We start from the raw sequence: 26,109 nt of genomic DNA on the forward strand, positions 1-26,109 counted from the left end.
AATTTTTGTCAGCAGTCTCGTCGCCAGATATCAAAATTGGCCGGGCTTCAGCCGGCCAATTTCTCGGAGCGCATCAGGATATAGAATCGCGCGCAGAGCATGGTCGCGGCCGAGCCAAGGCCGAGCAAAAAGCCGATCCAGATGCCGATCCCGCCGAAGCCAAGCGGGAAGGCCAGCAGCCAGGCCAGGAAGAAACCGATCGGCCAATAGGCGATCAGCGCCATGATCATCGGCACGCGCGCATCCTTCAGGCCACGCAGCAGACCACTGGCGACCACCTGCAGGCCGTCGACGAGTTGGAACAGGCCAGCCACGACGATCAGCGGCGCCGCATAGGCAAGCACCTGCGGCGCATCGACCGACTTGACGTCAAGGAACCAGCTTCCGAGCCAGGATGGCGCTGTCGCGAACAGGATGCTGCCGCAGAACGCAATACAACTCGAAACGATGAGCACCACGATGGCTGCCCGCTTCAGCCCGAAGTGATCGCCCTGTCCATGCGCGACACCGACCCGCACGGTCGCCGCCTGGCTGAGGCCGAGCGGGATCATGAAGGCGATCGACGCCCATTGCAGTGCGATACCATGCGCGGCAAGCTCGATCGTGCCGATTTGACCCATCAGCAGCGAAGCGGCCGTGAACAGGCTGACTTCAGCCAAAACCGTGATGCTGATCGGAAAACCAAGGCGAACGACTTCCCACAACGCATGCCAATCCGGCCGCCAAAGACGGACGAAGATTTCATAGCGTCGTGTGTCCTGGCGGCTCTGCACATAGCCGACGATGAACAGAAAGCCCGCCGTCTGCACTGCAACGGATACCATGGCAGCACCACGCAGCCCGAGCGCCGGCATGCCGAAATGGCCGAGCACCAGGCAATAGGCAAGCACGGCGTTCATCACCAGCATAGTGAGGGTGACATAAAGGATGACGCCTGCCCGACCCATGGCGCTGACCAGGGCCCGGATGACGTTGTAGAGCAAGCCCGGCAGCACCGCGAAATGGCCGATGGCGATATAATCGCTGGCAAGCTTCGCCACGTCGGGCTTCTGTCCGGCGGCCAATAGGATCTGTTCGGAATAAAGAAAGGCCGGCTGCGCAATCAGCCAATAGACGGTAACGGCCCAGAGGCCCATGCGCAGCGCCCGCCGAACCGAGGTGACATCACCCTGACCATAGGCCTGCGCCACCAACGGCACGACGGCAATGGCAAAACCGGAACCGAAAAGCAGAATCGTAAACAGGAACTGGCCGGCAAGAACCATGGCGGCCAATTGCTCGGCACCGAGACGACCGATGATCATCACATCCGTCGTATTGATGCCAAGCTGCGCCAGTTGCGCGCCGATCAGCGGGATGCCGAGCGCCAGGGTGGCGCGGAGATGCGCAAACCACGAATTATTGTTGTCGTGCGCGAAGGGGCGCGCAGCTACCGGCATATCCATCTCGAAAACTCGGTTTAAGAACGCGCAGACCACCTACCCAAGGGTGCGCAAGATCGTCGGCTTAGCGCAACTTTGCGTGAAAAGCCAGCCGGCAGGGCCTCGATGCTGAAGAATTCATCGTATCATCAAAATATCTGATGAATATTTAGGCCACTTCCTGAACAGCCGGCTCTGCCGCGGCTTTCGGTTCACTCTTCTGCACCTTGGCGACAAAGACGATCACCGCAGCTGCAATCAGGATCGCCGACATGATGAACGGGGCGCCGGCGAAAACGACGGGCGCGGACGGGTCGGTAAAATAACGGAACAGGTAGGGAAACAGCACCGGCCCTATGATGGCGGTGATGCTGGTCAAGCTGCCGAGAGCGCCTTGCAGTTCGCCCTGCGCCGATGGTGGCACCTTGCTTGCCGCAATGGAGCGCAGCGGCGCGTCCGAGACGTTTTCGATCACGGTGACGACGATCACGGCATAGACCATCCAGCCCTGCCAGGCGAAAGCATATCCCAGCAAGCCGATGCCGGAAAAGGTAAGCCCGAACACCACAGTCTTCCATTCGCCGAGCACCGAAACGATGCGAGGCAGAGCCAGCCCCATCACCAGCGCCATGCCGATGCCGTAGGTGCCGAGCGAAAGGCCGATTTCCAACGAGGTCCATTCATAACGATAGGAGCTGACGAAGGACCAGACCGCCGGAAACACGCCATGCGCCAGCCAGTTGAAGAACATGACAACGAAGACCCAGCCAAGGCCCTGATAGCGGCCCACTTGCCGCAATGCGCCGAGCGGACTGGCGCGCCAAAATTCGAAACGGCGGCGGTTCCTCGCTTCCAGCGTTTCCGGCAGGAGGAAATAGGCACCGATAAAGTTTATGAAGGCCACCGCCGCTGCACCGTAAAAGGGCGCGCGCGGGCCGAATTCCCCAAGGAAACCGCCGATCACAGGTCCAAGGACAAAACCCACGCCGAAGGCCATGCCGATCAGGCCGAAATTCTTAGCCCGGTTCTCGTCATTGCTGATGTCGGCGATATAGGCGGAGCATGTCGAGAAACTCGCTCCGCTGACACCGGCCAGGATGCGACCGGCGAACAATATCCAGTAGCTGCCGGCAATGGCGCAGATGAAATTGTCGATCGCGAAGGTCAACACGGAGGCAAGCAAGATCGGGCGGCGACCGAAACGATCGCTCAAATTGCCGATCAGCGGCGAAAACAGGAATTGCATGGCCGCATAGGCAAGCAATAGCCAGCCGCCATCGGTTGCCGCCTCGCTGACTGAAGCGCCCGTCAGTTCCTCCAGATATTTCGGCATGACCGGCATGATGATGGCGATGCCGATGACGTCGAGGAAGAGGGTGACGAAGACGAGGAAAAGGCCGCGACGGACGAATTTCTGATCGATCATGGAGTTTGCCTATTGGTGGCCCCATCTCCATGAAGAGACAGAACGTGAACGAAAAACCGCAGCGTCCCCCTTACCTAAAGATTTTGCCGGAAACAATGCGTGAACGCTTCAATCTTCCTGATTCACCGACCGATTTTTTTGATCTTTGACATGAGGATGACGCCCTACCCCTCGTTCATCCGCCGCTGCTCCAATTTGAGAAAATCGACGAAGGCTCGAAGCGGTGCCGGCATATGGCGGCGGCTGGCATAATAGAGAAATGGCCCGGGAAAAGCAGTATCCCAGTCTTCGAGAATCGGTATGAGGTCACCGCTTGCAATCTGCGGCGCGACGAACTCCCTGAAGGTTCGGATGATACCAAGTCCCTCCAAGGCGGCGTTGCGCTCGATATCGACGGAATTGGTGGCGAGAACCATGGGCGGCGAAATGACGATCCTCTCGTCCTTCCTTTCAAACTCCCAGGGAAAGGCAGAGCTGCCGAGGAAACGGTGGCGGATACAGCGATGGTCGAGAATGTCGCGCGGGTGCTGGGGCGTACCATTTGCCGCAAGGTAGGCCGGCGACGCGGCGGTGACATAGCATTGCTCCCGTGGCCCGATCGGAACGGCGATCATGTCGCGCTCCAGCCGCTCATCGTAACGAATACCGGCATCATAGCCCGCCGCCAGCACGTCGATAAAACTGTCCTCGGCGACGATTTCTACCGAGATACCCGGATAGGCTTTCAGGAAACGGTTGATGATGCCCGGCATGATGACCATGGCTGCCACGGTCGGCACATTGAGCCGCAGAGTGCCGCCAGGACTGTCACGAAATGTGTTGATATCGTCAAGCGCGGTGGCGATCTCGCCCATCGCCGGTCCCAGCCGCTCGATGAGCCGTTCGCCGGCCTCTGTTGGTGTGACGCTGCGGGTGGTACGGTTGAGCAGACGCACGCCGAGCCGCTCCTCGAGCCGCCGCAGCGCCTCGCTCAATGATGATGCGGAGACACGGCGTTTCCGCGCCGCCTCACGAAAACTGCGTTCGCGCGTGACAGCGGCAAAGGCATCGAGATCGGCAAGCGGCAAATCGTTCATTATGCAAAATTCCAAACAACCTGTTTCGATTTACACGGATTATCGCACAACAGCCAATGCAGTAAAACCAATCTCGAAGACGCCCTTGGAGCGCCGCTGATGAAGGAGACCTGAAATGCAGATGCGTCAATTGGGTAAGACCGGCCCCGAAGTGTCCGCCATCGGCCTCGGCTGCATGGGCATGTACGGCATGTACGGACCATCCGATCGCGCCGAGAGCATTGCCACCATCCACGCCGCCCTCGACGCCGGCATCAACCTACTCGATACCGGCGATTTCTATGGGATGGGCCACAATGAAATGTTGATCGGCGAAGCGATCAAAGGTCTGAAGCGCGACAATTTCCTGCTCAGCGTCAAGTTCGGCGCCTTGCGCGATCCCGCCGGTGCCTGGTTGGGTTATGATGCCCGTCCGGCCGCAATCCGCAACTTTCTCGCCTATACGCTGCAGCGCCTCGGCGTTGACCATATCGATATCTACCGCCCTGCCCGCCTCGATCCGAACGTCCCGATCGAAGAGCAGGTCGGCGCCATGGCCGATCTGATCAAGGCCGGTTATATCAGGCATATCGGCCTCTCCGAGGTCGGCGCCGATACGATCCGCCGTGCTGCGGCCGTGCATCCGATCGCAGATCTGCAAATCGAATATTCGCTGATCTCGCGCGGCATCGAGGATCAGATCCTGCCCACCTGCCGCGAACTCGGCATCGGCATCACCGCCTACGGCGTCCTCTCCCGCGGCCTGATCAGCGGTCACTGGCAGAAGGATGCGGTGCAGAAAGGCGACTTCCGCGCCTTGAGCCCGCGCTTCCAGGCGGGCAATGTCGATAAGAACCTGGAATTGGTGGAAGCACTGCGCCAGATCGCAGATGCCAAGGGCGTTAGCGTCGCCCAGATCGCCATCGCCTGGGTCGACGCCCAAGGCGCGGACATCATCCCGCTCATTGGTGCCCGCCGCCGCGATCGCCTGACCGAGGCTCTCGGCTCGTTATCCGTCCAATTGTCCGAAGCGGATTTCTCAGCGATCGAACGCGCAGTCCCGAAGGACGCCGCCGCCGGCGGTCGCTATCCGGAAGCGCAGTTGGCGCATATGGATAGCGAGAAGTAGGAAACGTCACCTTCTCCCCGCCGGGAGAAGGTATTTCCGTTTAAACCGGATTGTTCAGCGTATCGCAGTTGCTGAGCTTGCCGGAGTCGAAGCCCTGCTTGAACCATTTCACACGCTGGGCCGAGGTGCCGTGGTTGAAACTATCCGGAACAACATAACCCTGGCTGCGCTTCTGCAGCGTATCGTCGCCGATCTGCTGCGCGGCATTCAGCGCCTCTTCGAGGTCGCCTTCCTGCAGAATGCCTTTCTGCTGCGTGAACTTGCCCCAGATGCCGGCAAGGCAATCGGCTTGAAGCTCGATCCGCACTGACAACTTGTTGGCATCTGCCTCGCTCATGGTTTGGCGGGCCTGATTGAACTTCGGCAGAATGCCGAGCTGGTCCTGAACATGATGGCCGACTTCATGCGCAATGACATAGGCCTGGGCGAAATCGCCGGCTGCGCCGAACTGGTCCTTCATCTGCTTGAAGAAGGCCATGTCGAGATAGACCTTCTGATCGCTCGGGCAATAGAAGGGGCCGGTGGCCGCCGAAGCTTGCCCGCAAGCCGAGGGGAAACTGCCGGAGAACAGCACCAGCTTCGGATCCGTATAGGTCTGGCCCATCGACTTGAAGATGCCGGTCCAGGTGTCTTCTGTGTCGGCGAGCACCGTTGCGACGAACTGCTTCATCTCGTCATTGGCGGGCGGAGCATTGCCGCCACGGGAATCGCTCTGCTCGTAACCAGATCCACCACCTTCCAACATGCCGCTTTGCTGTAGCAGGCCGATAACGTCGACGCCCATCGCCCTCAGGATCAGGAAAATCACGACGAGTACGATAATGGTGCGGAAACTCAAACCGCCGCCGCCGATACCTCCGCCGGGGAATCGGAAGCCGCCGCCACCCGTGCCGCCGCTCATCGGCGATGAGCCACGCTCATCCTCGATATTGTCGGATTGCCGACGCCCCTTCCAATCCATATTGCACCTCCCGGCGATGCAGGTCCCTAACAAAAGACTCTAACGCATTCTGAGATATATCGTGCCACTTTAAATTATGAAAAGCGGAAAGAAAATTTTCACCATCGTGTCTTTCGGGCCTTAGACAGCAACAAAAACTGGGCGGATATTCTTTAAATATCTCAGGCGCCCACCTACGTCTTTGGACGCGCCAATATTCTTTACGTTGCATTTTATAACCATGTGGACAACCGCAATTCCGCGTTTCGCGGTACATTGCGGTTGAGTAAGTACATGCACGTCATAATTGAAGTGTAAAGGCGCGTGAACATATGCGCTATGCGCCGAGGGTTTGATGAAACGATCGATGAGTGTGTCACTGCTGCTGATGGGAACGGCGGCGCTGACGGGCTGTGGCCAGAAGGACAGTAACACCGCCAAGATTTACAAGGACGTCGATGCCTGCATCGCCGACGACATCTTTACGGCGGAGAGATGTCGATCCGATTTTGCCGCAGCGGAAAAAGAGCGTCTTCAGAATGCGCCGGCCTACGAGACGGCCGCCGCATGTGAAAAGGACTATGGCGTCAACGATTGCCAGCCTACGACAGACGCTCACCGTGCCGGCTTGGGCCATTTTATTCCTTTCATGGCCGGCTACGTCGTCGGCAACACCGCACAGACCTACAATGCCAATGCACTATACCAACCGCGCGGCAGTAGCGATTTCAGAACCGCCGCCGGGCGAAGCCTCGCCAACAGCACGCCGATCACAAATCGCGATTATGCGCCGAGAAAGAAGGATGACGACACCCAGCCCTCCTATTCTTCGTCATCCGGCGGTGGCGGGGGCGGCGGCGGTGGATCCGGACGCTGGTTTTCTGAACGTTCGGCCAGTTCGACGACAACGGCGGAACGCGGCGGCTGGGGCTTCCGCGGTTTTCACCTTTCGAGTTGAGGAAATCCGTCAATGAAACGTGTGGTCGTCAGCGAAAGACCAGATTGGCAGGCCGATGCCGAGGCCTGCGGCTTTTCCATCCACTCCATGTACGGCGAGCGCTATTGGGACGAGCGCCATGCCTACGTCTTCACACTGGACGAGATCGAAACCAGGCTCGAGGACCCGTCCGCCACGCTCTTGCAAATGTGCTACGGCGCGGTCGACCGGATCGTTGCCGATGCCGGTCTGATGTCCCGCATGGCGATCCCGCCGGAATATCACGACGCAGTCGTCCGGTCGTGGCGCAACCGGGAGCACGATCTCTATGGCCGCTTCGACCTCGCTTACGGCGGCGACGGACCAGCGAAACTTTTGGAATTCAATGCCGATACCCCCACGAGCCTGTTCGAAAGCGCCGTCTTCCAGTGGCAATGGCTGGAGGACATGAAGGCGCGCGGGGAAATCCCGCGGACCGCCGACCAATTCAACTCGATCCATGAGCGACTGATCGATGCCCTGCGGTTTCTCGCCGGCCCATCCAGACGAATGCATTTCGCCGGCGTTCTGGAATCGGAAGAGGATTTGGTGACACTGAACTACCTCGTCGACTGCGCCGCCCAGGCAGGGTGCGAGACGACGCTGCTCGGCATGGCCGATATCGGCGTCGATGCCAAACATTGGCTGACCGACTTGCAGGATCGGCGCGTCGATTGCCTGTTCAAGCTTTATCCGCTGGAAGACATGGTGCGCGAGCCCTTCGGTCGCCATCTGCCGGCGACGCCGACCAGGGTGATCGAGCCCCTGTGGAAATTGACGCTTTCGAACAAGGGACTGTTGCCGGTTCTATGGGACATGTTCCCCAATCATGAAAATCTGCTTCCCGCCTATTTCGATGACGATCCCCGCGCCGAAACCCTTGGCGAGACATATGTCCGCAAGCCGCTGCTCTCCCGCGAGGGCGCGAATGTAACGCTGGTCAACCATCAGGCGGATGGAGGCAATTATCGGGTCGACGGCCCCTATGGCGCGGAAGGCTATATCAGGCAGGCGCTGCGGCTCCTTCCCCGCTTCGGCGACGACTGGACCGTCATCGGCTCCTGGATCATCGCCGGACAACCGGCCGGCATCGGCATCCGCGAAGACGACACGCCGGTCACACGCGACACCTCGCGCTTTGTGCCACACTATATATTGGATTGATGGATATTCGCGAGGGCGACGGAGTTCCGGCGGTTAAGACCCGCATCGATAGCGCCAAACACTGCAACGACCCTCTCCTCGCGATTCCTGTCGATTCCGCGATTTATGGGGTTCCGTTTACAAATACATTTGCCTATAAGCCGCTTCTAGCCTGAAAAGACATGCCCATGCGCCCCGGCCGGTGATCTCCCACCCTGGCCGGTTTTTCGCGCAACAAAAAAACGGATGTGAGCCCATGCCGAAGCGCCAAGATATCAAATCGATCCTCATTATCGGCGCAGGACCGATTGTCATTGGCCAGGCTTGTGAGTTCGATTATTCCGGCACACAGGCCTGCAAGGCGCTTAGGGAGGAAGGCTACCGCGTCATCCTCGTCAACTCCAACCCGGCAACGATCATGACCGATCCGGGCCTGGCGGACGCGACCTATGTCGAGCCGATCACGCCGGAAGTGGTTGCCAAGATCATCGCCAAGGAGCGCCCGGATGCGCTGCTGCCGACCATGGGCGGCCAGACGGCGCTCAATACGGCGCTTTCGCTGAAGCGCATGGGCGTGCTCGACCGCTACAATGTCGAGATGATCGGCGCCAAGCCCGCCGCCATCGATATGGCCGAAGACCGCGCCCTCTTCCGCGAAGCCATGGCCCGCATCGGCCTCGAAACCCCGCGCTCGATGCTGGCGAATGCCACCGACATCAAGGATGCTGACCGCAAGACGCATGAGGCTGAGCGCACCAAGCTGAAGGCGCAGCTTTCCGGCGGTGAGCTCGACAAAGCGCTGGACGAGCTGGAAAACCAGTGGAACCTCGGCGAAAGCGACCGCAAGCAGCGCTATATGAACCACGCCATGGCGGTCGCCGCCCAGGCGCTTGATCATGTCGGCCTGCCCGCCATCATCCGCCCTTCCTTCACCCTCGGCGGCACCGGCGGCGGCATTGCCTATAACCGCTCGGAATTCTTCGAGATCGTCGGCGGTGGTCTCGATGCTTCGCCGACCACGGAAGTGCTGATCGAAGAATCGGTGCTCGGATGGAAAGAATTCGAGATGGAAGTGGTCCGCGACAAGGCGGACAACTGCATCATCATCTGCTCGATCGAAAACATCGACCCGATGGGCGTTCATACCGGCGATTCGATCACCGTCGCTCCGGCACTGACGCTGACGGACAAAGAATACCAGATCATGCGCAACGCCTCGATCGCGGTGCTGCGCGAGATCGGCGTCGAGACCGGCGGCTCGAACGTGCAGTTCGCAGTCAATCCGAAGGATGGCCGCCTCGTCGTCATCGAAATGAACCCGCGCGTGTCGCGCTCCTCCGCCCTCGCCTCGAAAGCCACCGGTTTCCCGATCGCCAAGGTCGCGGCCAAGCTGGCGATCGGCTATACGCTGGACGAACTTGAAAACGACATCACCGGCGGCGCGACGCCGGCATCCTTCGAACCCTCGATCGATTACGTCGTCACGAAAATTCCGCGCTTCGCCTTCGAGAAATTCCCCGGTGCCTCGCCGGTGCTGACCACCGCGATGAAATCGGTCGGCGAAGTCATGGCGATCGGCCGCACCTTCGCGGAATCGCTGCAGAAGGCGCTTCGCGGCCTGGAAACAGGCCTCACCGGTCTCGATGAGATCGAAATTCCCGGCACCGAAGAGGGCGAAGGCAGCCAGAACGCCATCCGCGCCGCCATCGGCACCCCCACTCCCGACCGCCTTCGCATGGTCGCCCAGGCACTGCGCCTCGGCATGTCGCCCGAAGAGGTGCATGAAGGTTGCAAGATCGACCCGTGGTTCATCGCCCAATTCAAGGCGATCGTCGACATGGAAGCCCGCATCCGCGAACATGGCCTGCCGGAAGATGCTGCCAACCTGCGCATGCTGAAGGCCATGGGCTTCTCGGATGCGCGCCTCGCCACGCTGACAGGCAAACGCCCGAAGGAAGTTGCCGAACTGCGCAACGGCTTGAACGTCCGTCCGGTCTTCAAGCGCATCGACACCTGCGCCGCCGAGTTCGCCTCGCCGACCGCTTATATGTATTCGACCTATGAGACGCCCTTCGTCGGTGCTGCCCGCACGGAAGCGCAGGTTTCCGATCGCAAGAAGGTCGTCATCCTCGGCGGCGGTCCGAACCGCATCGGCCAGGGGATCGAATTCGACTATTGCTGCTGCCACGCCGCCTTCGCCCTGAAGGATGCCGGCTATGAAGCGATCATGATCAATTGCAACCCGGAAACCGTCTCGACCGACTACGATACTTCGGACCGGCTCTATTTCGAGCCGCTGACCGCCGAAGACGTGATCGAGATCCTCAAGGCGGAACAGGAGAATGGCGAGCTGGTCGGCGTCATCGTCCAGTTCGGCGGCCAGACGCCGCTGAAGCTCGCCGAAGCGCTGGAAAAGAACGGCATCCCGATCCTCGGCACCGCGCCGGACGCGATCGACCTTGCCGAAGACCGCGACCGCTTCCAGAAGCTGCTGATGAAGCTCGATCTCAACCAGCCGAACAATGGCATAGCCTATTCCGTCGAGCAGGCTCGCCTCGTTGCCGGCGAAATCGGCTTCCCGCTCGTTGTGCGCCCGTCCTACGTGCTCGGCGGCCGCGCCATGCAGATCATTCATTCCGAAAGCATGCTGCAGACCTATCTTCTCGACACCGTGCCGGAACTGGTGCCGGAAGATATCAAGGCGCGCTATCCGAACGACAAGACCGGCCAGATCAACACCCTGCTTGGCAAGAACCCGCTGCTGTTCGACAGTTATCTCACCAACGCCATCGAAGTCGACGTCGACTGCCTCTCCGACGGCACCGACGCCTACATTGCCGGGATCATGGAGCATATCGAAGAGGCCGGCATTCACTCCGGCGACTCGGCCTGCTCGCTGCCGCCGCGCACACTGTCACCCGCCATGATTGATGAGCTGGAGCGCCAGGCGAAGGCCATGGCCAAGGCGCTGAACGTCGGCGGCTTGATGAACGTGCAGTTCGCCATCAAGGACGACACCGTCTACGTACTCGAAGTCAACCCGCGCGCTTCGCGCACCGTGCCTTTCGTCGCCAAGACCATCGGCGCGCCGATCGCCAAGATCGCCGCCCGCGTCATGGCCGGCGAAAAGCTGGATGCGACCTTCGCCGCCTATGGCGAAAAGCCCGATCCGCGCAAGCTGAAGCACATCGCCGTCAAGGAAGCCGTCTTCCCCTTTGCCCGCTTCCCGGGCGTCGACACCCTGCTGGGCCCGGAAATGCGCTCGACCGGCGAAGTCATCGGCCTGGATACGGATTTCGCGCTGGCTTTCGCCAAGTCGCAGCTTGGCGCCGGTGTCGAGTTGCCGCGCGACGGAACGGTCTTCGTTTCTGTCCGCGACGACGACAAGCCGCGTGTCCTGCCAGCCATCCGCATGTTGACCGAGCTGGGCTTCAAGGTGCTCGCAACCGGCGGCACGCAGCGTTACCTGGCCGAAAACGGCATCGAGGCGACGAAGATCAACAAGGTTCTGGAAGGCCGTCCGCATATCGAGGATGCCATCCGCAACCGCCAGGTCCAGCTCGTCATCAACACGACCGACAGCAACAAGGCGATCTCGGACTCGAAGTCGCTTCGCCGCGCGACGCTGATGCAGAAGGTGCCCTATTACACCACCATGGCCGGTGCGGAAGCCGCCGCCATGGCGATCAAGGCACTGAAGGCCGGCAACCTCGAAGTCCGGCCTCTGCAGAATTATTTCTGAGAACTGCTCGGGATGACGGAGCCAGAATAACGGCTTCGTCATCTTTGTTTAACGCACGCTCCCCTCGTCAGTGAGGAGACGCACGCTATGGCTTTAGCTTCAAGAAAGACTGCCGCGCCGAGCCAGGCGTTGGGACAACCGCCTATTATTTCCAACGGTACAACCTAAATCCACGGCTGCGGTTGGCGTCGTCCGTCGCCGCCAAACTGCCGGTCGATGGGTGCCTGAAATCAGGCTTCCGCAAGTATCGGCCAAGACCAGCCTTGCCATAAGTCACCGAATTTTCTGGAAATCGGCCTTCGCAATCTGCTATAGATGACAGAATAATGGCTCTGTATGGTTCCGAAGTACCGCTTCGGGACCTGTTTTCTTTTTGTGTCTGCGACAGAGCAACGCAGGGAGTGAAGGACAAGAAAAATGGTTGAAAAGGTACCGATGACGCAGAACGGGTTCGTCAAGCTGCAGGAAGAACTGCGCTGGCGTCAGCAGGAAGAGCGCCCGCGAATCATCGAGGCAATTTCGGAAGCCCGCGCCCATGGCGACCTCTCCGAAAATGCCGAGTACCATGCCGCCAAGGAGGCCCAAAGCCACAACGAGGGCCGCATCACCGAGCTTGAAGACCTGACGGCGCGCGCCGAAGTCATCGACCTCACCAAGATGTCCGGTTCGAAGATCAAGTTCGGCGCCAAGGTGAAGCTCGTCGACGAGGACACCGAAGAAGAGAAGATCTACCAGATCGTCGGCGACCAGGAAGCCGATGTGAAGGCCGGCCGCATCTCCATCTCCTCCCCGATCGCCCGTGCGCTGATCGGTAAGGAGGTTGGCGATTCGATCGAGGTTAACGCGCCCGGCGGCGCCAAGGCCTACGAAATCCTCTCCGTCTCCTGGGGTTGATCGCCCGTGCGCGATCGCGACGCATCGCATTCAAGCGATCTCAGCGAAATCGAGGTCATCGCGACGAACTTCAAACGCCGGCTCTCCGGCGTTACCTCGACGATCGTGCAATTGATCCCGAAACAGCTCGAACTCGGCTGCCATATCGCCACGCTCGGGCCAGGGCTGCCGGAAGACCTGCCGAAGCTTGGCTGGGCGCGGATACCCGGCCTCTGGATGAAGCCGCGCCGCCACCGTGTTCGTGTCTGGCATGCCCGCCGCAACAACGAGATGCTGGTCGGGCTGTTGTTGCGCTCCGTGCTGCGCATGCCGCTGAAGCTGGTCTTCACCTCGGCAGCTCAGCGCCGGCACACTGCCTACACGCGCTGGCTGATCCGCCGCATGGACGCCGTGATCGCCACCAGCGCGCGCTCCGGCAGCTTTTTGCAGGTGCCGCACACGGTCATCCAGCACGGCATCGACCTGAAGATGTTTCATCCGCCGGAAGTGCCGCATGATCGCATGGCCTCCACCGGTCTGCCCGGCACCTATCTGATCGGCTGCTTCGGCCGCGTTCGCCACCAGAAGGGGACGGATCTCTTCGTCAAGGCGATGATCGAGCTTCTGCCGCGCTATCCGGACTGGACCGCCGTCGTCTGTGGCCGGGTAACTGCGGAGCATCGCGGCTTCGGCGACGAATTGGTGAAGATGGTAGCCGCCGCCGGCCTCACCGATCGCATCCGCTTTCTCGGTGAAGTCGACGATATCAGGCCCTGGTATCGACGCGCGACGCTGTATGTCGCCCCTTCCCGCAATGAAGGCTTCGGCCTGACGCCGCTGGAGGCCATGGCCTCACGCACCGCCGTCGTCGCCTCCGACGCGGGCGCTTATGCCGAATTGATCGTACCCGGAGAAACCGGCGCGATCGTACCCGCCGGCGATGGCGAAGCGCTGACGAAAGCGATCGACTTCTATCTCGCCAATCCCGAAGAAGCGCTCAGCCAAGGGGAAAACGCAGTGCGTCACGTACGTAGCGAGTTCGCCTTGGAAAAGGAAGCGACAGCGATCGGCGACATCTATCGGCAATTGCTCGGCGGCGCCCGCTGAAGCGAGGGCCTATTGGCCGAGATCGATGCGGTTGCGCTCGACGAAATCGATCATCGCCCGGTCCTCGACCAGATCTTTCTCAATGCTTTTGACGATCGACAAGACCTTGTCCCGGTACTTGGTCGGCGAGGCATCGTAGGTCCATCCGCGCGCCAGCTTGGCCATCAGCTCTTCACGGGATTTGGTGTAGTAGTGATTGAGTTGCAGGAACCGGTTCGAATAGAAATCCGGCGATTTCCGTGCGCGGCGCGTGAAACGCTTTCCGGCATCATTCGCCGTCAGATCGCCGAATGATCGCGTCTGAAACTGATGCACCGTGACTTCCGTCACCTCGCAGGGATCAACGATGCATTTGAAATTGCTGACATTTTCCTTGTTCGTCATCGGATCGGCACCGCGCATCGTGTAGTTCAGCGCCAGCGGACCGTCGGGCCGCTTCTCGTGACCGCTCGTCGCGAACATATGCCATGGCAACGAGACATTTGGAAAATCGCCGACTGCCGCTAGCGCCTCCTCGACCGTTCGCCCTTCCTTCGGCAACAGGAATTCGTCGACATCGATGAAGGCCATCCAGCGATATGCGCCGCCGAAATTGAGGATGGCGTGGGCGAAGACGATGACCTGACCGTTCAGGGGCGCCCCCGTGGTTGCATCGGTCATACGTCCGATCCAAGGGATGATCGTCAGCGTGTCGGCATCGAGGAGGCCACGTAGAATAGCGAGGGTCTCGTCCGTCGAGCCATTGTCATAGATATAGAAGTGACGAATGCCGACAGCTTGGTGGAAGCGTATCCATTCCTCGATATAGCGCGCCTCATCCTTGACGCAAACGGCAATCGCGATGCCGTGTCGGCCCGCCTGCGGCTTCGGCGGATCGATTGTAAGCCGCTTCGCATCCGATATCTTGGGCTTCAACCAACCCATGCGTCCGTTCCCCGCAACTCAGATCGTCGATACCGCGGCAAACCGCGCATCGTAGCCAAATCCGTGCTTCAATAGCGCCGAAACCGGCGAATAATTGACAAACGTCACGCCTCGCTCCGACGCGATTTCCTTTGCCAGAACAAAATGCTCAAGAATGCGGTCTTCGGCCTGGGCAATGCCAGAAAAGGCGGTCTCGTCGCTGGTCTCATAAAACCGGGGCTCACCGGCATTGGAAATATCGATACCGAGAAAGCCGATCGTTCGGGGCGAGCAATAAAGCGCGAACTGCAGCGCCGATACCGCGACCGAGCCACCCTGGAAAACACCGCGATCCGGCGCGAAGGAAAATCCGGCGGAGCCCGTTGCGTTGAGCCGCACGAAATCGAGCCTTCTGATGTCATCGATGGAGCGGCGGCGCACGCCGTAAGGCTTGCGGATATCGTCGATCAGGATGATCGTCTTATCCGCCAGCCAACGGCTGTCAAATTCCGAGATCGCCCGCAGCACGGCGACCGAAAACAGGCAAATCGTATCGGACGTGATCCTGCGCCGCATCATCTCGGAATGCCGCCAGACGAAACGCTCGTCCTCAACGGCGATGGCAAGCGGCGCGGCAATCTGCTCATCGATCAACCCGATAGCGCCGTTCAGCAGGATCGCGCTGCCCTTCTCAAGTCCGGTCAGATCGCAGTCGCGGATCGATGGGCCGGAGCCGACGATATGGATGATTTGACCGGACTGTTTGCGCAGCCGGTCGATGGGAGAAAGGGCCGCGACCTTGGCACGTCGGTAATAGACCTCGCCTACCCCGTTTGCCCGCACGATGTTGAGCCCTGGAAACCAGTCCTGCGCATGGGCGCGCGAACCGCCGAGCAGCAAGCGCGCACCCGTCTTGATCAACGATCGGTGCCAGGGGCGGTCCGCCATATCCTAGAGCTCCACCAGCCCGAGTTTCTTCACCTGCCGGATGGTCAGCATGGTGCGCACCGTATCGACATGCTCGTTCGCCGTCAGCACCTCGATGACGAAATCCTGGAACCGGGTGAGGTTTTCGGCGACGCAATGCAGCAGGAAATCGCTGTCGCCGGAAACCATCCATGCCTGCCGCACGAGCGGCCACTCGGCTGTCACAGCGGCGAAGGCTTTGAGATTGGCCTCCGACTGATGCTTGAGACCGACCATGCAGAAGGCAACGAGATCGAAGCCGAGCTTTGGGCTGTTCAGCATCGCATGGTAGCCCTCGATGACGCCGGCCTCCTCCAGCTTGCGCACCCGGCGCAGACAGGGCGGCGCGGAGATGCCGACGCGATCGGCGAGTTCGACATTGGTCATGCGCCCGTCGCGCTGGAGTTCCCGCAAGATCTTGATATCGATGGCGTCGAGTTCAGCCCGCAGCACTTTTCTTGCCTTTCTTTAATTCCCAACCGGCAGCTTCTATATAAAGCGCGAAAATACGCAAGAAAGTTTCCCGCGCGTGACCGAATCTTACACAAAGCAGATTTGCTCTGTTAGTAATGCAAGGCTGCCCTTGAATAAATGCATGCGACAATCATAAATGAGGCGGCGGATCGTGAAATCGCCTGCTTTTGCCCGTTTGAAGCCGCGGCTTCCCGAAGCGCTTAGATTGAAAGGACTACACATGCCTGCCCGCCATACCAAGGTGCTCATCATCGGTTCCGGCCCCGCCGGCTATACGGCCGCCGTTTATGCCGCGAGAGCCATGCTGAAGCCGGTTCTGATCGCCGGCCTCGAACAGGGCGGCCAGCTTATGATCACCACGGATGTCGAAAACTATCCGGGCTTTGCCGATCCGATCCAGGGCCCGTGGCTGATGGAACAGATGCTGCTGCAGGCCCAGCATGTCGGCGCGGAAATCGTCAACGATCTCGTCACCGAAGTCGATACCACCAAGCGCCCCTTTGTCGCGCGCACCGACAGCGGTCAGGTCTGGACCGCCGACACGCTGATCATCGCGACCGGCGCCAAGGCCAAATGGCTGGGCATCGAGAGCGAACAGCATTTCCAGGGCTTTGGCGTTTCCGCCTGCGCCACCTGCGACGGCTTCTTCTATCGTAATAAGGATGTGATCGTGGTCGGCGGCGGCAACAGCGCCGTCGAGGAAGCGCTCTATCTCTCCAATATCGCCAAGTCGGTCACCGTCGTGCATCGCCGCGATTCGTTCCGCGCCGAAAAGATCCTGCAGGAGCGCCTGTTCGCCAAGGCAAACGTCAAGGTTCTCTGGAATACCGAGGTTGCCGAAATCACCGGCACGCCGGCCAAGCCGCCGATGCCGCCGTCGGTTTCCGGCGCACGCCTGCGCGACACCCGCACGGGCGTCGTCACCGACGTAACGATAGACGGCGTGTTTGTCGCCATCGGCCACGCACCGGCAACGGAACTCTTCAAGGGCAAATTGAAGCTCAAGGACAATGGCTATCTCTGGACTGCACCCGATTCGACTGCGACCAACGTCGAAGGCATCTATGCCGCCGGTGATGTGACCGACGATACGTTCCGGCAGGCGATCACGGCAGCAGGGATGGGCTGCATGGCGGCGCTTGAGGCGGAACGCTACTTGACCGGGCATATGCCCGTCGCCGTAGCTGCGGAGTGATGCAGCCGATGAGGGGAAACGGCATGCCATTGGATTGGGACAAGCTGCGTATCTTTCACGCGGCTGCCGAAGCGGGCTCGTTCACGCACGCGGCGGATAAATTGCATCTGTCCCAATCCGCCATCAGCCGCCAGGTCAGCGCGCTCGAGCAGGACGTCGGCATCAAGCTGTTCCACCGCCACGCACGCGGCCTGATCCTGACCGAACAGGGCGAATTGCTGTATCGCACCGCGCATGACGTTCTCTTGAAGCTCGAAACGGTCAAGATGCAATTGACCGAAACGACCGATAAGCCGAGCGGCAAGCTGCGCGTGACGACGACCGTCGGCCTCGGCCAGGGCTGGCTGACCGACAAGATCCAGGAATTCCTACAGCTTTATCCCGACATGTCGATCCAGCTCATCCTCGACAATGAGGAGCTGGACGTGAACATGCGCCATGCGGACTGCGCCATCCGACTGCGCCAGCCGCAGCAATCGGACTTGATCCAGCGCAAGCTCTTCACCGTCCATATGCATGTCTACGCCGCCCCCTCCTACATCAACCGCTATGGCGAACCGCAGTCGGTGGAGGCTCTGGACGAGCATCGCATCATCAGTTTCGGCGAACCGGCGCCGAACTATTTGCTCGACGTCAATTGGCTGGAGATTGCCGGCCGCTCGTCGGACAACAAGCGCGTTCCACATCTGCAGATCAACAGCCAGACGTCGATCAAGCGCGCCTGCCTGCTCGGTATCGGCATCGCCGTACTGCCGGACTACATCGTCGGCCGCGATCCGGGCCTTATTCAGCTTGCGATCAATGCCGACGTGCCGTCCTTCGACACCTATTTCTGCTATCCCGACGAAATGAAAAACGCCGCCAAGCTCAAGGTTTTTCGGGATTTCATCGTCGCCAAGGCACGGAACTGGAACTTTTAGTTGAGCTAAGACTCTGTGTTACAAGCGTTTTTTGCCGTAATATATCTGTCACGCGTATGACGCATGGCTGATATGCACAAAACAGAGTTGAAGCCTGCCCAATTAACTACCATATCGCACATAGCTGATGCATATGGTGGCTTTTCCTCCCAGTTCCACCGCATTGGCTGTTCCCCTCTGGAGGTTTTTAACCTTCATACCTATAGGGCCCTGGTTGTTACCGGTGGCCCTTTTTTTTGCCCTTTTTCAGCAGAGGCCGCAAACGCATAACTGCCATGCACAAAAAAGCATTGCGCACTGCACAAATTAGCATCATACCGCACATAGCTGATGCACATGGTGGCTTTTCCTCCCAGTTCCACCGCAGCAGCTGTTCCCCTCTGGAGGTTTTTGACCTTCACACCTATAGGGCCCTGGTTATTCCGGTGGCCCTCTTTTTTTGCCCAAATTCTAAGCATGCCCACGAAGCGCATTGCATAAAATAATTTGCTGCGCCGCATCTTGATATATCGAAAATCGACGATACATGAATCGTTAATTTTCGATATTCAGCCGGTGACGTCATGGATAGAACTGAGATACTAAAGGCCTTGGCCCATCCCGCCAGGCTCGAAATCCTCAATCAGCTCAAAGATCCGCACGCCCATTTTCCGACCCAGGAACATCCGCTGGAGCTGGGTGTCTGCGCCAGCCAGTTCGAGCGCTGCGGCCTATCGCAATCCACCGTTTCCGCCCATCTCGGCACATTGCATCGCGCTGGCTTGGTGACCACCAAGCGCCTCGGCCAGTGGATTTTTTATAAGCGCAACGAAGAAACCATCGCCGAATTCCTTGCCACTCTTCAGAAGGAACTTTGAGATGCCGCTCGCCCTCCTTGTCCTGGCGTTGAGCTCCTTTGCCATCGGAACGACTGAATTCGTCATCATGGGCCTGCTGCCCGAAGTTGCCACTGATCTGTCCATCAGCATCCCGCAAGCCGGCTGGCTGGTGACCGGCTATGCGCTGGCGGTGGCGATCGGTGCGCCGATCATGGCCATCGCCACGGCGCATCTGCGCCGCCGCTCAACGTTGATCATGTTGATGGGCTTCTTCATCCTCGGCAACCTGCTCTGTGCCATCGCACCCGGCTATTGGGTCCTGATGATCGCCCGCATCGTCACCGCGCTTTGTCATGGTGCCTTCTTCGGCATCGGTTCGGTTGTCGCCGCAAGCCTCGTCACTGAGGACCGCAAGGCTCGCGCCCTCGCATTGATGTTCACCGGTCTGACGCTTGCCAATGTGCTCGGTGTGCCGCTCGGCACCGCATTGGGCCACGCTTTCGGCTGGCATGCGCCCTTCTGGATAATCACCCTGCTGGGCGTCGCCTCGCTTATCGGCCTGGTGCTTGTCCTGCCAAAAGGAGAAGAAGTCCGCCAGGACAGTCTTGCCCGCGAACTCTTGGCGCTACGCGGTCTCGGCCTATGGCTGTCGCTGCTGACAACGGTGTTTTTCGCCGCAGCCATGTTCACCCTGTTCACGTATATTGCGCCGCTGCTGCGCCAAATCACCGGCGTTTCGCCGCGATGGGTATCTTTGACGCTGCTATGGATGGGCATCGGCCTGACCATCGGCAATCTCATCGGCGGCAAGCTTGCGGACTGGCGTCTGGGCACCACGCTTGCCAGCACCTTCGCGGCAATCGCGCTGACCTCGGCCATATTCAGCATCACCAGCCATTCCTTCGTCCCAGCCGAGATCACCCTCTTCCTCTGGGCTGCGGCAAACTTCGCCGCAGTGCCGGCGCTGCAGATCAACGTCGTCGGTTTCGGCAAGGATGCGCCGAACCTGGTGTCGACCATCAATATCGGCGCCTTCAATACCGGCAATGCACTCGGGGCTTGGGTCGGTGGCGTCGTCATCGATACCGGCTTCTCGCTGTCGCATGTGCCGCTGGCCGGTGCCGCGATGGCTCTCCTCGGCCTTGCCACCGTGGCGTTGATCTTCGCGACGGTCAGAGCGAAGAGCGCCGCACCCGCCTCCTCCTAAGCTTTTCTTTCAACACTTCACCCCGGACAACAAGAAAGGACCTCCCATGGCCAAACTCTTTGAACCGACTAAGCTTGGCGATATCTCCCTCGCCAACCGCATCGTCATGGCGCCGCTAACGCGCAATCGTTCTCCGAATGCGGTGCCGAACGATTTGAACGTCAAATACTACGCCCAGCGCGCCACAGCCGGCCTCATCATCACCGAAGCGACCGCCATCACCCATCAGGGCCAGGGTTATGCCGACGTGCCCGGTCTCTACACCCGGGAAGCCCTCGACGGCTGGAAGAAAGTGACCGACGCCGTGCATGCAAACGGCGGCAAGATCGTCGTGCAGATGTGGCACGTCGGCCGTATCTCCCATACGACGCTGCAGCCGAACGGCGGCAAGCCCGTCTCCTCCACCTCCAAGCGCGCCAACAATGCCAAGACCTATCTGGTCAACAGCGACGGTAGCGACGGATTTACCGATGTCTCCGAACCCCGCGCCCTTGAGACCTCGGAAATTCCGGGAATCATCGAGGATTATCGCAAGGCCGCCCGCGCCGCGATCGAAGCCGGTTTTGACGGTGTCGAAATCCACGGCGCCAACGGCTATCTCATCGACCAGTTCCTGCGCGCCGATGTGAACGATCGTACCGACCAGTATGGCGGCTCGATCGAAAACCGCGCCCGTTTCCTCTTCGAAGTCGTGGATGCCGTGACCAAGGAAGTCGGCGCCGGACGCACTGCGATCCGCGTCTCGCCGGTAACGCCGTCGGGCGATTCCAGCGATCCTCACCCGCAGGCCCTCTTTACCTACGTCGTCGAAGGTCTGGCGAAATATGGTCTCGCCTATGTCCACATCGTCGAAGGCCAGACCGGCGGCGCGCGCGACTTCCTGCCCTTCGACTATGACGCGCTGCACGCTGCCTATAAGGCTGCAGGCGGCAAGTCTGCCTGGATGCTCAACAACGGCTACAATCGCGACATGGCGATCGAAGCGGTCGAAAGCGGCAAGGCCGACGTCGTTGCCTTCGGCAAGCCGTTCATCTCCAACCCGGACCTCGTTCGCCGGCTGAAGGAAAACGCCTCCCTCACCGCGCTGAACCAGGCAACGCTCTATGGCGGCGGCGCAAACGGCTACGCCGACTACCCGACGCTGGACGAAGTGGCTTAACTTCCGCCGCTCCGATCATGACGGAAAATCCCGCTGCGAGGCGGGATTTTCTTTTTGGCGACAGCCGTTAGAGTACCCGTATGTTTGATCCCTATCTCAACCGTTGGTCGCTCACGCCGGATGGCAACGCGATCATCACCCGTTCCAGCCATCTCCTGCCGGTCCTCTGGCGCGGCCTGCCCGCCATGCTGAAGGTCGCCCTCGATATTGACGAGAAGCTCGGCAGCCAGGTCCTGCGCTGGTGGGACGGCGACGGCGCCGCGCATGTCTATGAACACGACAGCGACGCTGCGCTTTTGGAACGGTCGACCGGACCGGGCTCGCTGCTGACGATGGCAATGGAAGGCGGTGATGACGAAGCAAGCCGGATCATCTGCCGCACGGCCGCAAAGCTTCACGCACCGCGCGCGACACCGTTGCCGGATCTTGTCCCGCTGGATCTCTGGTTCCGCGAGTTGGAGCCGGCGGCCCGTGCCCATGGCGGTCTTCTTGCCACCTGCGCCGAGATTGCCCGTCACCTGCTTGCCGATCAACGCGATCTCACCGTGCTGCACGGCGACATCCACCACGAGAATATCATGGATTTCGGTCCTCGCGGCTGGCTCGCCATCGACCCGAAGCGTGTTCATGGCGAACGCGGTTACGATTTCGCCAATACCTTCTGCAATCCGGAACTCCCCATCGTCACCGCTCCCGGTCGCCTGCAGCGGCAATTGCCGATCGTCTGCACCGAAGCAAGACTGGAACCGAAGCGGATGCTGCAATGGATCGTCGCCTATGCCGGCCTCTCCGCCGCCTGGTTCCTCAGCGACGGCGATAGCAGGAATGCCGAGTCGGATTTTATCGTCGCCAGGATAGCGTTGGCCGAACTCCGGACCTGACAACGTTTCTCATCGTGCCGGCAGACAGCCGAGTGCCATGAGGCTCGTCTTCACCGCCTCGTCGATCGGAGTATGCGGCTCCTCGCCGAGCACAGCCAGCAGCCTGTCATTCCTCATCTGCAGCGGCACTTTCCAGAGATAGCGCATTTCACGCAACTCCTTCATCAGCGGCACGAAAGGAGCGGCAAGCGGCAGTATCCACCAAGGAAAGGATTTCGCTTTCACTTTATGTCCGACTGCCCGCTCGACCGAGCCGATCATCTGCCGGCCGTCACCATCCCAATGGCCGCGCATGTGATAGACAGCGAAGGCCGGAAGCGCATCGCCTCTCTCGATCAGGCGGATCATCGTTTCCGCGACATCGGGCAGATAGGCCCATTGATGGCCGATGCCCGCCCTTCCCGGGTTGGTCACCGATGTCACTGGTTTGCCGGGTTTGACAATGCCCTGCGAGAACCAGCTATTGGTGCCATGCCCACCGAAGAAATCCCCGGCGCGGAGAATGATGATCGGCGTGCCGGCCTCCGCCGCGACCTTCAGCCGCCGCTCCATTTCGACGCGGATCGCACCCTTGCGTGTCTGCGGATGCTGCGGGCTGTCCTCGGTCACATCGGGAAGGACATCCGGCCCAAAATTGTAGACCGTGCCCGGCAGGACGATCCGCGCGCCGACTGCCTTCGCCGCTGCGATCGTGCCATCGAGCATCGGCAGGACCAGTTGCCCCCAATTGCGATAGCCGGGCGGGTTGACGGCATGCACGATCAGCTCGACACCCGTCGCCGCCTTCAACACATCGCTCGCCTGCATCGCATCGCCTTGCACCCAATCGAAGCCGGGCTCCCGGCGTGCAGCCGCGGCTGCGTTGCGGTTCAGCGCCCGGATGCGCCAGCCGCGGGCGGCAAGGCCGCGGGCAACGGCGCCGCCGATGCCGCCAGTGGCACCCAATATCAGAGCCGTCTTTCCATTGTTCATCTGCTCGGTCATCGTCATCTCCATCGATTTGATGGTGTGACTATGCCGCGCAACTTCGATAAACGAAATTGCCGAAAAATCTGGATATGATATACAAAAATATATGACGACATCGGAACCAAGCTGGGATTTCTATCGCACCTTCCTCGCCGTACTCCGCCACGGCTCGCTTTCGGCTGCCGCCCGGGATCTCGGTCTGACCCAGCCGACCATCGGCCGTCATATCGACGCGCTGGAAGAAACCGTCGGCGCCGAGCTTTTCACGCGCTCGCAACAAGGCCTTCTTCCGACGGACGCTGCCCTCGCCCTCCGACCCTATGCGGAAACGTTGGCCAGCACGACCGCCGCCCTACTCCGCGTCGCTTCCGGTGCACACGATAGGGTCAGCGGCACCGTGCGCATCAGCGCCAGCGAGGTCATCGGCGTGGAAGTATTGCCGCCGATCCTGGCTGGGCTGCAGGCCGCGCATCCCGATCTTGTCATCGAACTCTCCGCCTCGGATGCGGTGGAGGACTTGTTGCTGCGAGAAGCGGATATCGCGGTGCGCATGGTCGCGCCCACGCAGGATGCCCTGTTGGCCCGCCGTATCGGCACCATCTCCCTCGGCTTGTTCGCCCATCGCAATTATCTGGAGCTATACGGCGAGCCCAAAAGCATCGGTGAGTTGCGCCATCACAAGCTGATCGGTTTCGACCGACAGACCGCTTACATCCGCACGATGTTGAAGCGCTATCCCATGCTGGACGGCATCTCTTTTGCCTTCAAGTCGGATAACAGCATCGCTCTGCACAACGCGTTGCGCGCTGGCATCGGCATCAGCTTCTACCAAATGCCGCTTGCGAAAAGGGATGAGGATCTTGTCCGGCTGCTGCCCGAAATCGAGTTACCGCTCGACACCTGGGTCGCCATGCATGAGAATCTGAAGGCGTCACCGCGCTGCCGCGTGACGTTCGATGCACTGGTGAGCGGATTGCTGGACTACGTCAAAACCGACACAGAGCAGAAAAGATCATGACGACGAGCAATCCGGTTGAACTCGTGCTGTGTGATCCCGATTGGCCGGCAGCTTTACGCAGGCCATAACGTTTAGGCGCCGGGAGCCGTATCGACAGGCGGGAAACGGACCTTACCGTCGACAACCTCAGTTTCCGGTCGGTCGCCGCCATCGGTATATTCTTCGTGCCATTTTCCACGCTCGTCCTGCCAACTGATCTCGGCCGAATCGCCGCCGACCTGCTGCTCGGCCGCCACGATCCTGGCCGCCTCCACTGCTTCGGAATGAGTCGGAAATGCCTCGGAATAGACGTCGCCGAAACGATATGCCCATCCTCCATCATGTGGCACAATTTCGTAAGTGACCTTGACCATTCACAGCCTCCTTCTCATCTGCCAAGACCTTCGGATCCGAGTACTACCCGGCAGGACCGCGGTCCATCTGAGACGATTTGCAAGGATGCCGCGATATTGGGTTGGGCAGACCGATCGAGATAGTATTCCATTAAACGGCGCGGACTGCAAATCTTGTCATCTCCGCGCATGCTTGATGTGCGAAATCATTGATTTAGACTGAGAAAGTGAATCCGTGCGAAAGGTGAGGACTTGGCAATATCGAGCTGGCTGAAGCAGGAAAAGTTCCTGATCATCGCGTTTGCAATCGCTGTAATCGCCTATCTCGGTGAGCATACGTTGCTAGAAATGGGGCGGATCGCATCCCTGTTGGCCGCCGTCGCATTGATTGCAACCATCGTACTTGTCTCGATGCGCGTTGCCCACCACGCCGAGATTCTGGCGACGAAAGTCGGCGATCCTTATGGCACGATGATCCTGACGCTGTCGGCCGTCGCCGTCGAAGTGATCATGCTGGCAATCCTGATGGGCGGCGAAAGCTCGCCGACGCTGGTGCGCGATACGATCTATTCCGCCGTCATGCTCGACATCAACGGCATCCTTGGCCTTGCGGCGCTGATCGGCGGCCTGAAGCACGGCGAGCAGCCCTATAACGACGATTCCGGCAAGACTTACGGTGTCATGATCCTAACGGCCATGGGCATTTCGATGATCGTGCCGGAGTTCATCCCCGATGTGAAATGGCACTATTACTCCGCCTTCACCATCGTGGCGATGATCGCGCTCTACGGCCTCTTCCTGCGCATGCAGGTCGGTCAGCACAGCTATTTCTTCAGCTACAGCTATCCGCGCGCCGAGAAGAAACATGGCGCGCATGAGGATCATCATGGCGAAGATGCCACTGCGATCTCCATCGTCACGATCCTGATCGGCGTCGTGCTGATCGGCGGGCTTGCCGAGTTCATGTCAGCCTTCATGGATGTCGGTCTAAGGGATAGCGGCGCGCCGCCCGCGATCGCGGCCATTGTGGTCGCCGCCATTTCCGCCGCCCCCGAAATCCTGACCGCACTGCGCGCGGCACTACGAAACCGCATGCAGGCGACTATCAACATCGCCATGGGCGCCTCGCTCTCGACTGTCATCCTGACCGTGCCGGTCATGGAGGCGATCGCGCTCTATACCGGCCAGCCCTTCATCATGGCCATGTCGCCGGTACAGACCGTGATGATCATGATCACCTTGATTGCCGCCGCGATCAATCTCAACGACGGCGAGACCAATGCCATTGAAGGGATGACCCACTTCATCCTCTTCGCCACCTTCATCATGCTGACGGGATTGGGGCTTTGAGCCTGATTTCAATGACTTGCACCGACAGGCGGACTCAAATTGCGAAGCGCTTGAATCAGTTGATGAACCCGAAGCCATCGGCCTGAACGCAAAAAGCCCGCCATC

General features: G+C 59.9%; 23 protein-coding genes. 14 read left to right on the forward strand and 9 right to left on the reverse strand.

Features of this window, described 5'->3' with window-relative positions:
- Nucleotides 1–47: 47 nt before the first annotated feature.
- The 3 genes from N2601_RS10230 to N2601_RS10240 all read right to left on the reverse strand — a co-directional run bounded on the left by N2601_RS10230 (nucleotide 48) and on the right by N2601_RS10240 (nucleotide 3,923).
- Entirely contained in the window at nucleotides 48–1,445 is a 1,398-nt protein-coding gene (locus tag N2601_RS10230) for an MATE family efflux transporter (RefSeq protein ID WP_104823696.1), read from the reverse strand.
- A gap of 145 nt (nucleotides 1,446–1,590) precedes the next feature.
- The gene (locus N2601_RS10235; RefSeq protein WP_104823697.1) at nucleotides 1,591–2,847 is read right to left on the reverse strand and encodes a TCR/Tet family MFS transporter; all 1,257 of its coding nucleotides are present in this window, start codon (nucleotides 2,845–2,847) and stop codon (nucleotides 1,591–1,593) included.
- A 164-nt stretch (nucleotides 2,848–3,011) separates the two neighbouring features.
- Nucleotides 3,012–3,923: a LysR family transcriptional regulator gene (locus N2601_RS10240; RefSeq protein WP_104823698.1), complete on the reverse strand. Its 912-nt coding sequence runs from the start codon at nucleotides 3,921–3,923 to the stop codon at nucleotides 3,012–3,014.
- Nucleotides 3,924–4,038: 115 nt separating this feature from the next.
- Here N2601_RS10240 and N2601_RS10245 point away from each other — a divergent pair, with 115 nt between their 5' ends.
- Complete coding sequence (locus tag N2601_RS10245; protein WP_104823699.1) at nucleotides 4,039–5,031, forward strand: aldo/keto reductase; 993 nt, start codon at nucleotides 4,039–4,041, stop codon at nucleotides 5,029–5,031.
- A 40-nt stretch (nucleotides 5,032–5,071) separates the two neighbouring features.
- On the opposite strand, the gene ypfJ is transcribed toward N2601_RS10245, so the two are convergent.
- Nucleotides 5,072–5,992, reverse strand: coding sequence for a KPN_02809 family neutral zinc metallopeptidase (gene ypfJ / locus N2601_RS10250; RefSeq protein WP_104823700.1), 921 nt, complete (start codon nucleotides 5,990–5,992; stop codon nucleotides 5,072–5,074).
- A gap of 346 nt (nucleotides 5,993–6,338) precedes the next feature.
- Here ypfJ and N2601_RS10255 point away from each other — a divergent pair, with 346 nt between their 5' ends.
- The 5 genes from N2601_RS10255 (at nucleotide 6,339) to N2601_RS10275 (ending at nucleotide 13,812) form a co-directional block, all read left to right on the forward strand.
- On the forward strand, nucleotides 6,339–6,929 hold the full coding sequence (locus N2601_RS10255) for a DUF1190 domain-containing protein (protein WP_158704479.1): 591 nt from the start codon (nucleotides 6,339–6,341) through the stop codon (nucleotides 6,927–6,929).
- 12 nt (nucleotides 6,930–6,941) lie between these two features.
- Entirely contained in the window at nucleotides 6,942–8,111 is a 1,170-nt protein-coding gene (locus tag N2601_RS10260; RefSeq protein ID WP_104823702.1) for a glutathionylspermidine synthase family protein, read from the forward strand.
- A gap of 235 nt (nucleotides 8,112–8,346) precedes the next feature.
- A complete protein-coding gene (gene carB, locus N2601_RS10265) occupies nucleotides 8,347–11,832 on the forward strand; it encodes a carbamoyl-phosphate synthase large subunit (protein ID WP_104823703.1) in 3,486 nt (1,161 codons plus the stop codon).
- A gap of 417 nt (nucleotides 11,833–12,249) precedes the next feature.
- Complete coding sequence (gene greA, locus N2601_RS10270; protein ID WP_028751624.1) at nucleotides 12,250–12,726, forward strand: transcription elongation factor GreA; 477 nt, start codon at nucleotides 12,250–12,252, stop codon at nucleotides 12,724–12,726.
- Between the two features lie 6 nt (nucleotides 12,727–12,732).
- On the forward strand, nucleotides 12,733–13,812 hold the full coding sequence (locus N2601_RS10275; protein ID WP_104823704.1) for a glycosyltransferase family 4 protein: 1,080 nt from the start codon (nucleotides 12,733–12,735) through the stop codon (nucleotides 13,810–13,812).
- 9 nt (nucleotides 13,813–13,821) lie between these two features.
- Here the strand turns inward: N2601_RS10275 and N2601_RS10280 are convergent, their stop codons facing one another.
- From N2601_RS10280 to N2601_RS10290, 3 genes are read right to left on the reverse strand one after another with little or no spacing between them, the layout of a single operon-like run.
- The gene (locus N2601_RS10280; protein WP_104823705.1) at nucleotides 13,822–14,736 is read right to left on the reverse strand and encodes a glycosyltransferase family 92 protein; all 915 of its coding nucleotides are present in this window, start codon (nucleotides 14,734–14,736) and stop codon (nucleotides 13,822–13,824) included.
- Nucleotides 14,737–14,754: 18 nt separating this feature from the next.
- Complete coding sequence (locus tag N2601_RS10285) at nucleotides 14,755–15,663, reverse strand: glycosyl transferase (RefSeq protein WP_104823706.1); 909 nt, start codon at nucleotides 15,661–15,663, stop codon at nucleotides 14,755–14,757.
- A 3-nt stretch (nucleotides 15,664–15,666) separates the two neighbouring features.
- On the reverse strand, nucleotides 15,667–16,134 hold the full coding sequence (locus N2601_RS10290) for an Lrp/AsnC family transcriptional regulator (protein WP_104823707.1): 468 nt from the start codon (nucleotides 16,132–16,134) through the stop codon (nucleotides 15,667–15,669).
- 241 nt (nucleotides 16,135–16,375) lie between these two features.
- On the opposite strand from N2601_RS10290, the gene trxB reads away from it, so the two are divergent.
- The 6 genes from trxB to N2601_RS10320 all read left to right on the forward strand — a co-directional run bounded on the left by trxB (nucleotide 16,376) and on the right by N2601_RS10320 (nucleotide 22,335).
- Nucleotides 16,376–17,350, forward strand: a complete 975-nt coding sequence (trxB, locus tag N2601_RS10295) for a thioredoxin-disulfide reductase (protein WP_104823708.1) — start codon at nucleotides 16,376–16,378, stop codon at nucleotides 17,348–17,350.
- Nucleotides 17,351–17,373: 23 nt separating this feature from the next.
- Nucleotides 17,374–18,270, forward strand: coding sequence for a LysR family transcriptional regulator VtlR (locus tag N2601_RS10300; protein ID WP_104823709.1), 897 nt, complete (start codon nucleotides 17,374–17,376; stop codon nucleotides 18,268–18,270).
- 563 nt (nucleotides 18,271–18,833) lie between these two features.
- Complete coding sequence (locus tag N2601_RS10305) at nucleotides 18,834–19,127, forward strand: ArsR/SmtB family transcription factor (protein WP_104823710.1); 294 nt, start codon at nucleotides 18,834–18,836, stop codon at nucleotides 19,125–19,127.
- Between the two features lies 1 nt (nucleotide 19,128).
- Complete coding sequence (locus tag N2601_RS10310) at nucleotides 19,129–20,295, forward strand: MFS transporter (protein WP_260303065.1); 1,167 nt, start codon at nucleotides 19,129–19,131, stop codon at nucleotides 20,293–20,295.
- A gap of 46 nt (nucleotides 20,296–20,341) precedes the next feature.
- Nucleotides 20,342–21,454: an alkene reductase gene (locus N2601_RS10315; protein WP_104823712.1), complete on the forward strand. Its 1,113-nt coding sequence runs from the start codon at nucleotides 20,342–20,344 to the stop codon at nucleotides 21,452–21,454.
- A gap of 80 nt (nucleotides 21,455–21,534) precedes the next feature.
- The gene (locus tag N2601_RS10320; protein WP_104823713.1) at nucleotides 21,535–22,335 is read left to right on the forward strand and encodes an aminoglycoside phosphotransferase family protein; all 801 of its coding nucleotides are present in this window, start codon (nucleotides 21,535–21,537) and stop codon (nucleotides 22,333–22,335) included.
- 9 nt (nucleotides 22,336–22,344) lie between these two features.
- Here N2601_RS10320 and N2601_RS10325 read toward each other — a convergent pair whose 3' ends face one another.
- Nucleotides 22,345–23,319, reverse strand: a complete 975-nt coding sequence (locus tag N2601_RS10325; protein WP_104823714.1) for an NAD-dependent epimerase/dehydratase family protein — start codon at nucleotides 23,317–23,319, stop codon at nucleotides 22,345–22,347.
- A 91-nt stretch (nucleotides 23,320–23,410) separates the two neighbouring features.
- Between N2601_RS10325 and N2601_RS10330 the strand changes: the two genes are divergently transcribed.
- Nucleotides 23,411–24,322: a LysR family transcriptional regulator gene (locus N2601_RS10330; protein WP_104823715.1), complete on the forward strand. Its 912-nt coding sequence runs from the start codon at nucleotides 23,411–23,413 to the stop codon at nucleotides 24,320–24,322.
- A 71-nt stretch (nucleotides 24,323–24,393) separates the two neighbouring features.
- Here N2601_RS10330 and N2601_RS10335 read toward each other — a convergent pair whose 3' ends face one another.
- Complete coding sequence (locus N2601_RS10335) at nucleotides 24,394–24,675, reverse strand: DUF2188 domain-containing protein (RefSeq protein WP_104823716.1); 282 nt, start codon at nucleotides 24,673–24,675, stop codon at nucleotides 24,394–24,396.
- 231 nt (nucleotides 24,676–24,906) lie between these two features.
- Here N2601_RS10335 and N2601_RS10340 point away from each other — a divergent pair, with 231 nt between their 5' ends.
- On the forward strand, nucleotides 24,907–26,004 hold the full coding sequence (locus N2601_RS10340) for a calcium:proton antiporter (protein WP_104823717.1): 1,098 nt from the start codon (nucleotides 24,907–24,909) through the stop codon (nucleotides 26,002–26,004).
- Nucleotides 26,005–26,109 lie beyond the last annotated feature (105 nt).

The sequence above is a fragment of the Rhizobium sp. CB3060 genome, from assembly GCF_025200735.1.
GTDB lineage: Bacteria > Pseudomonadota > Alphaproteobacteria > Rhizobiales > Rhizobiaceae > Rhizobium.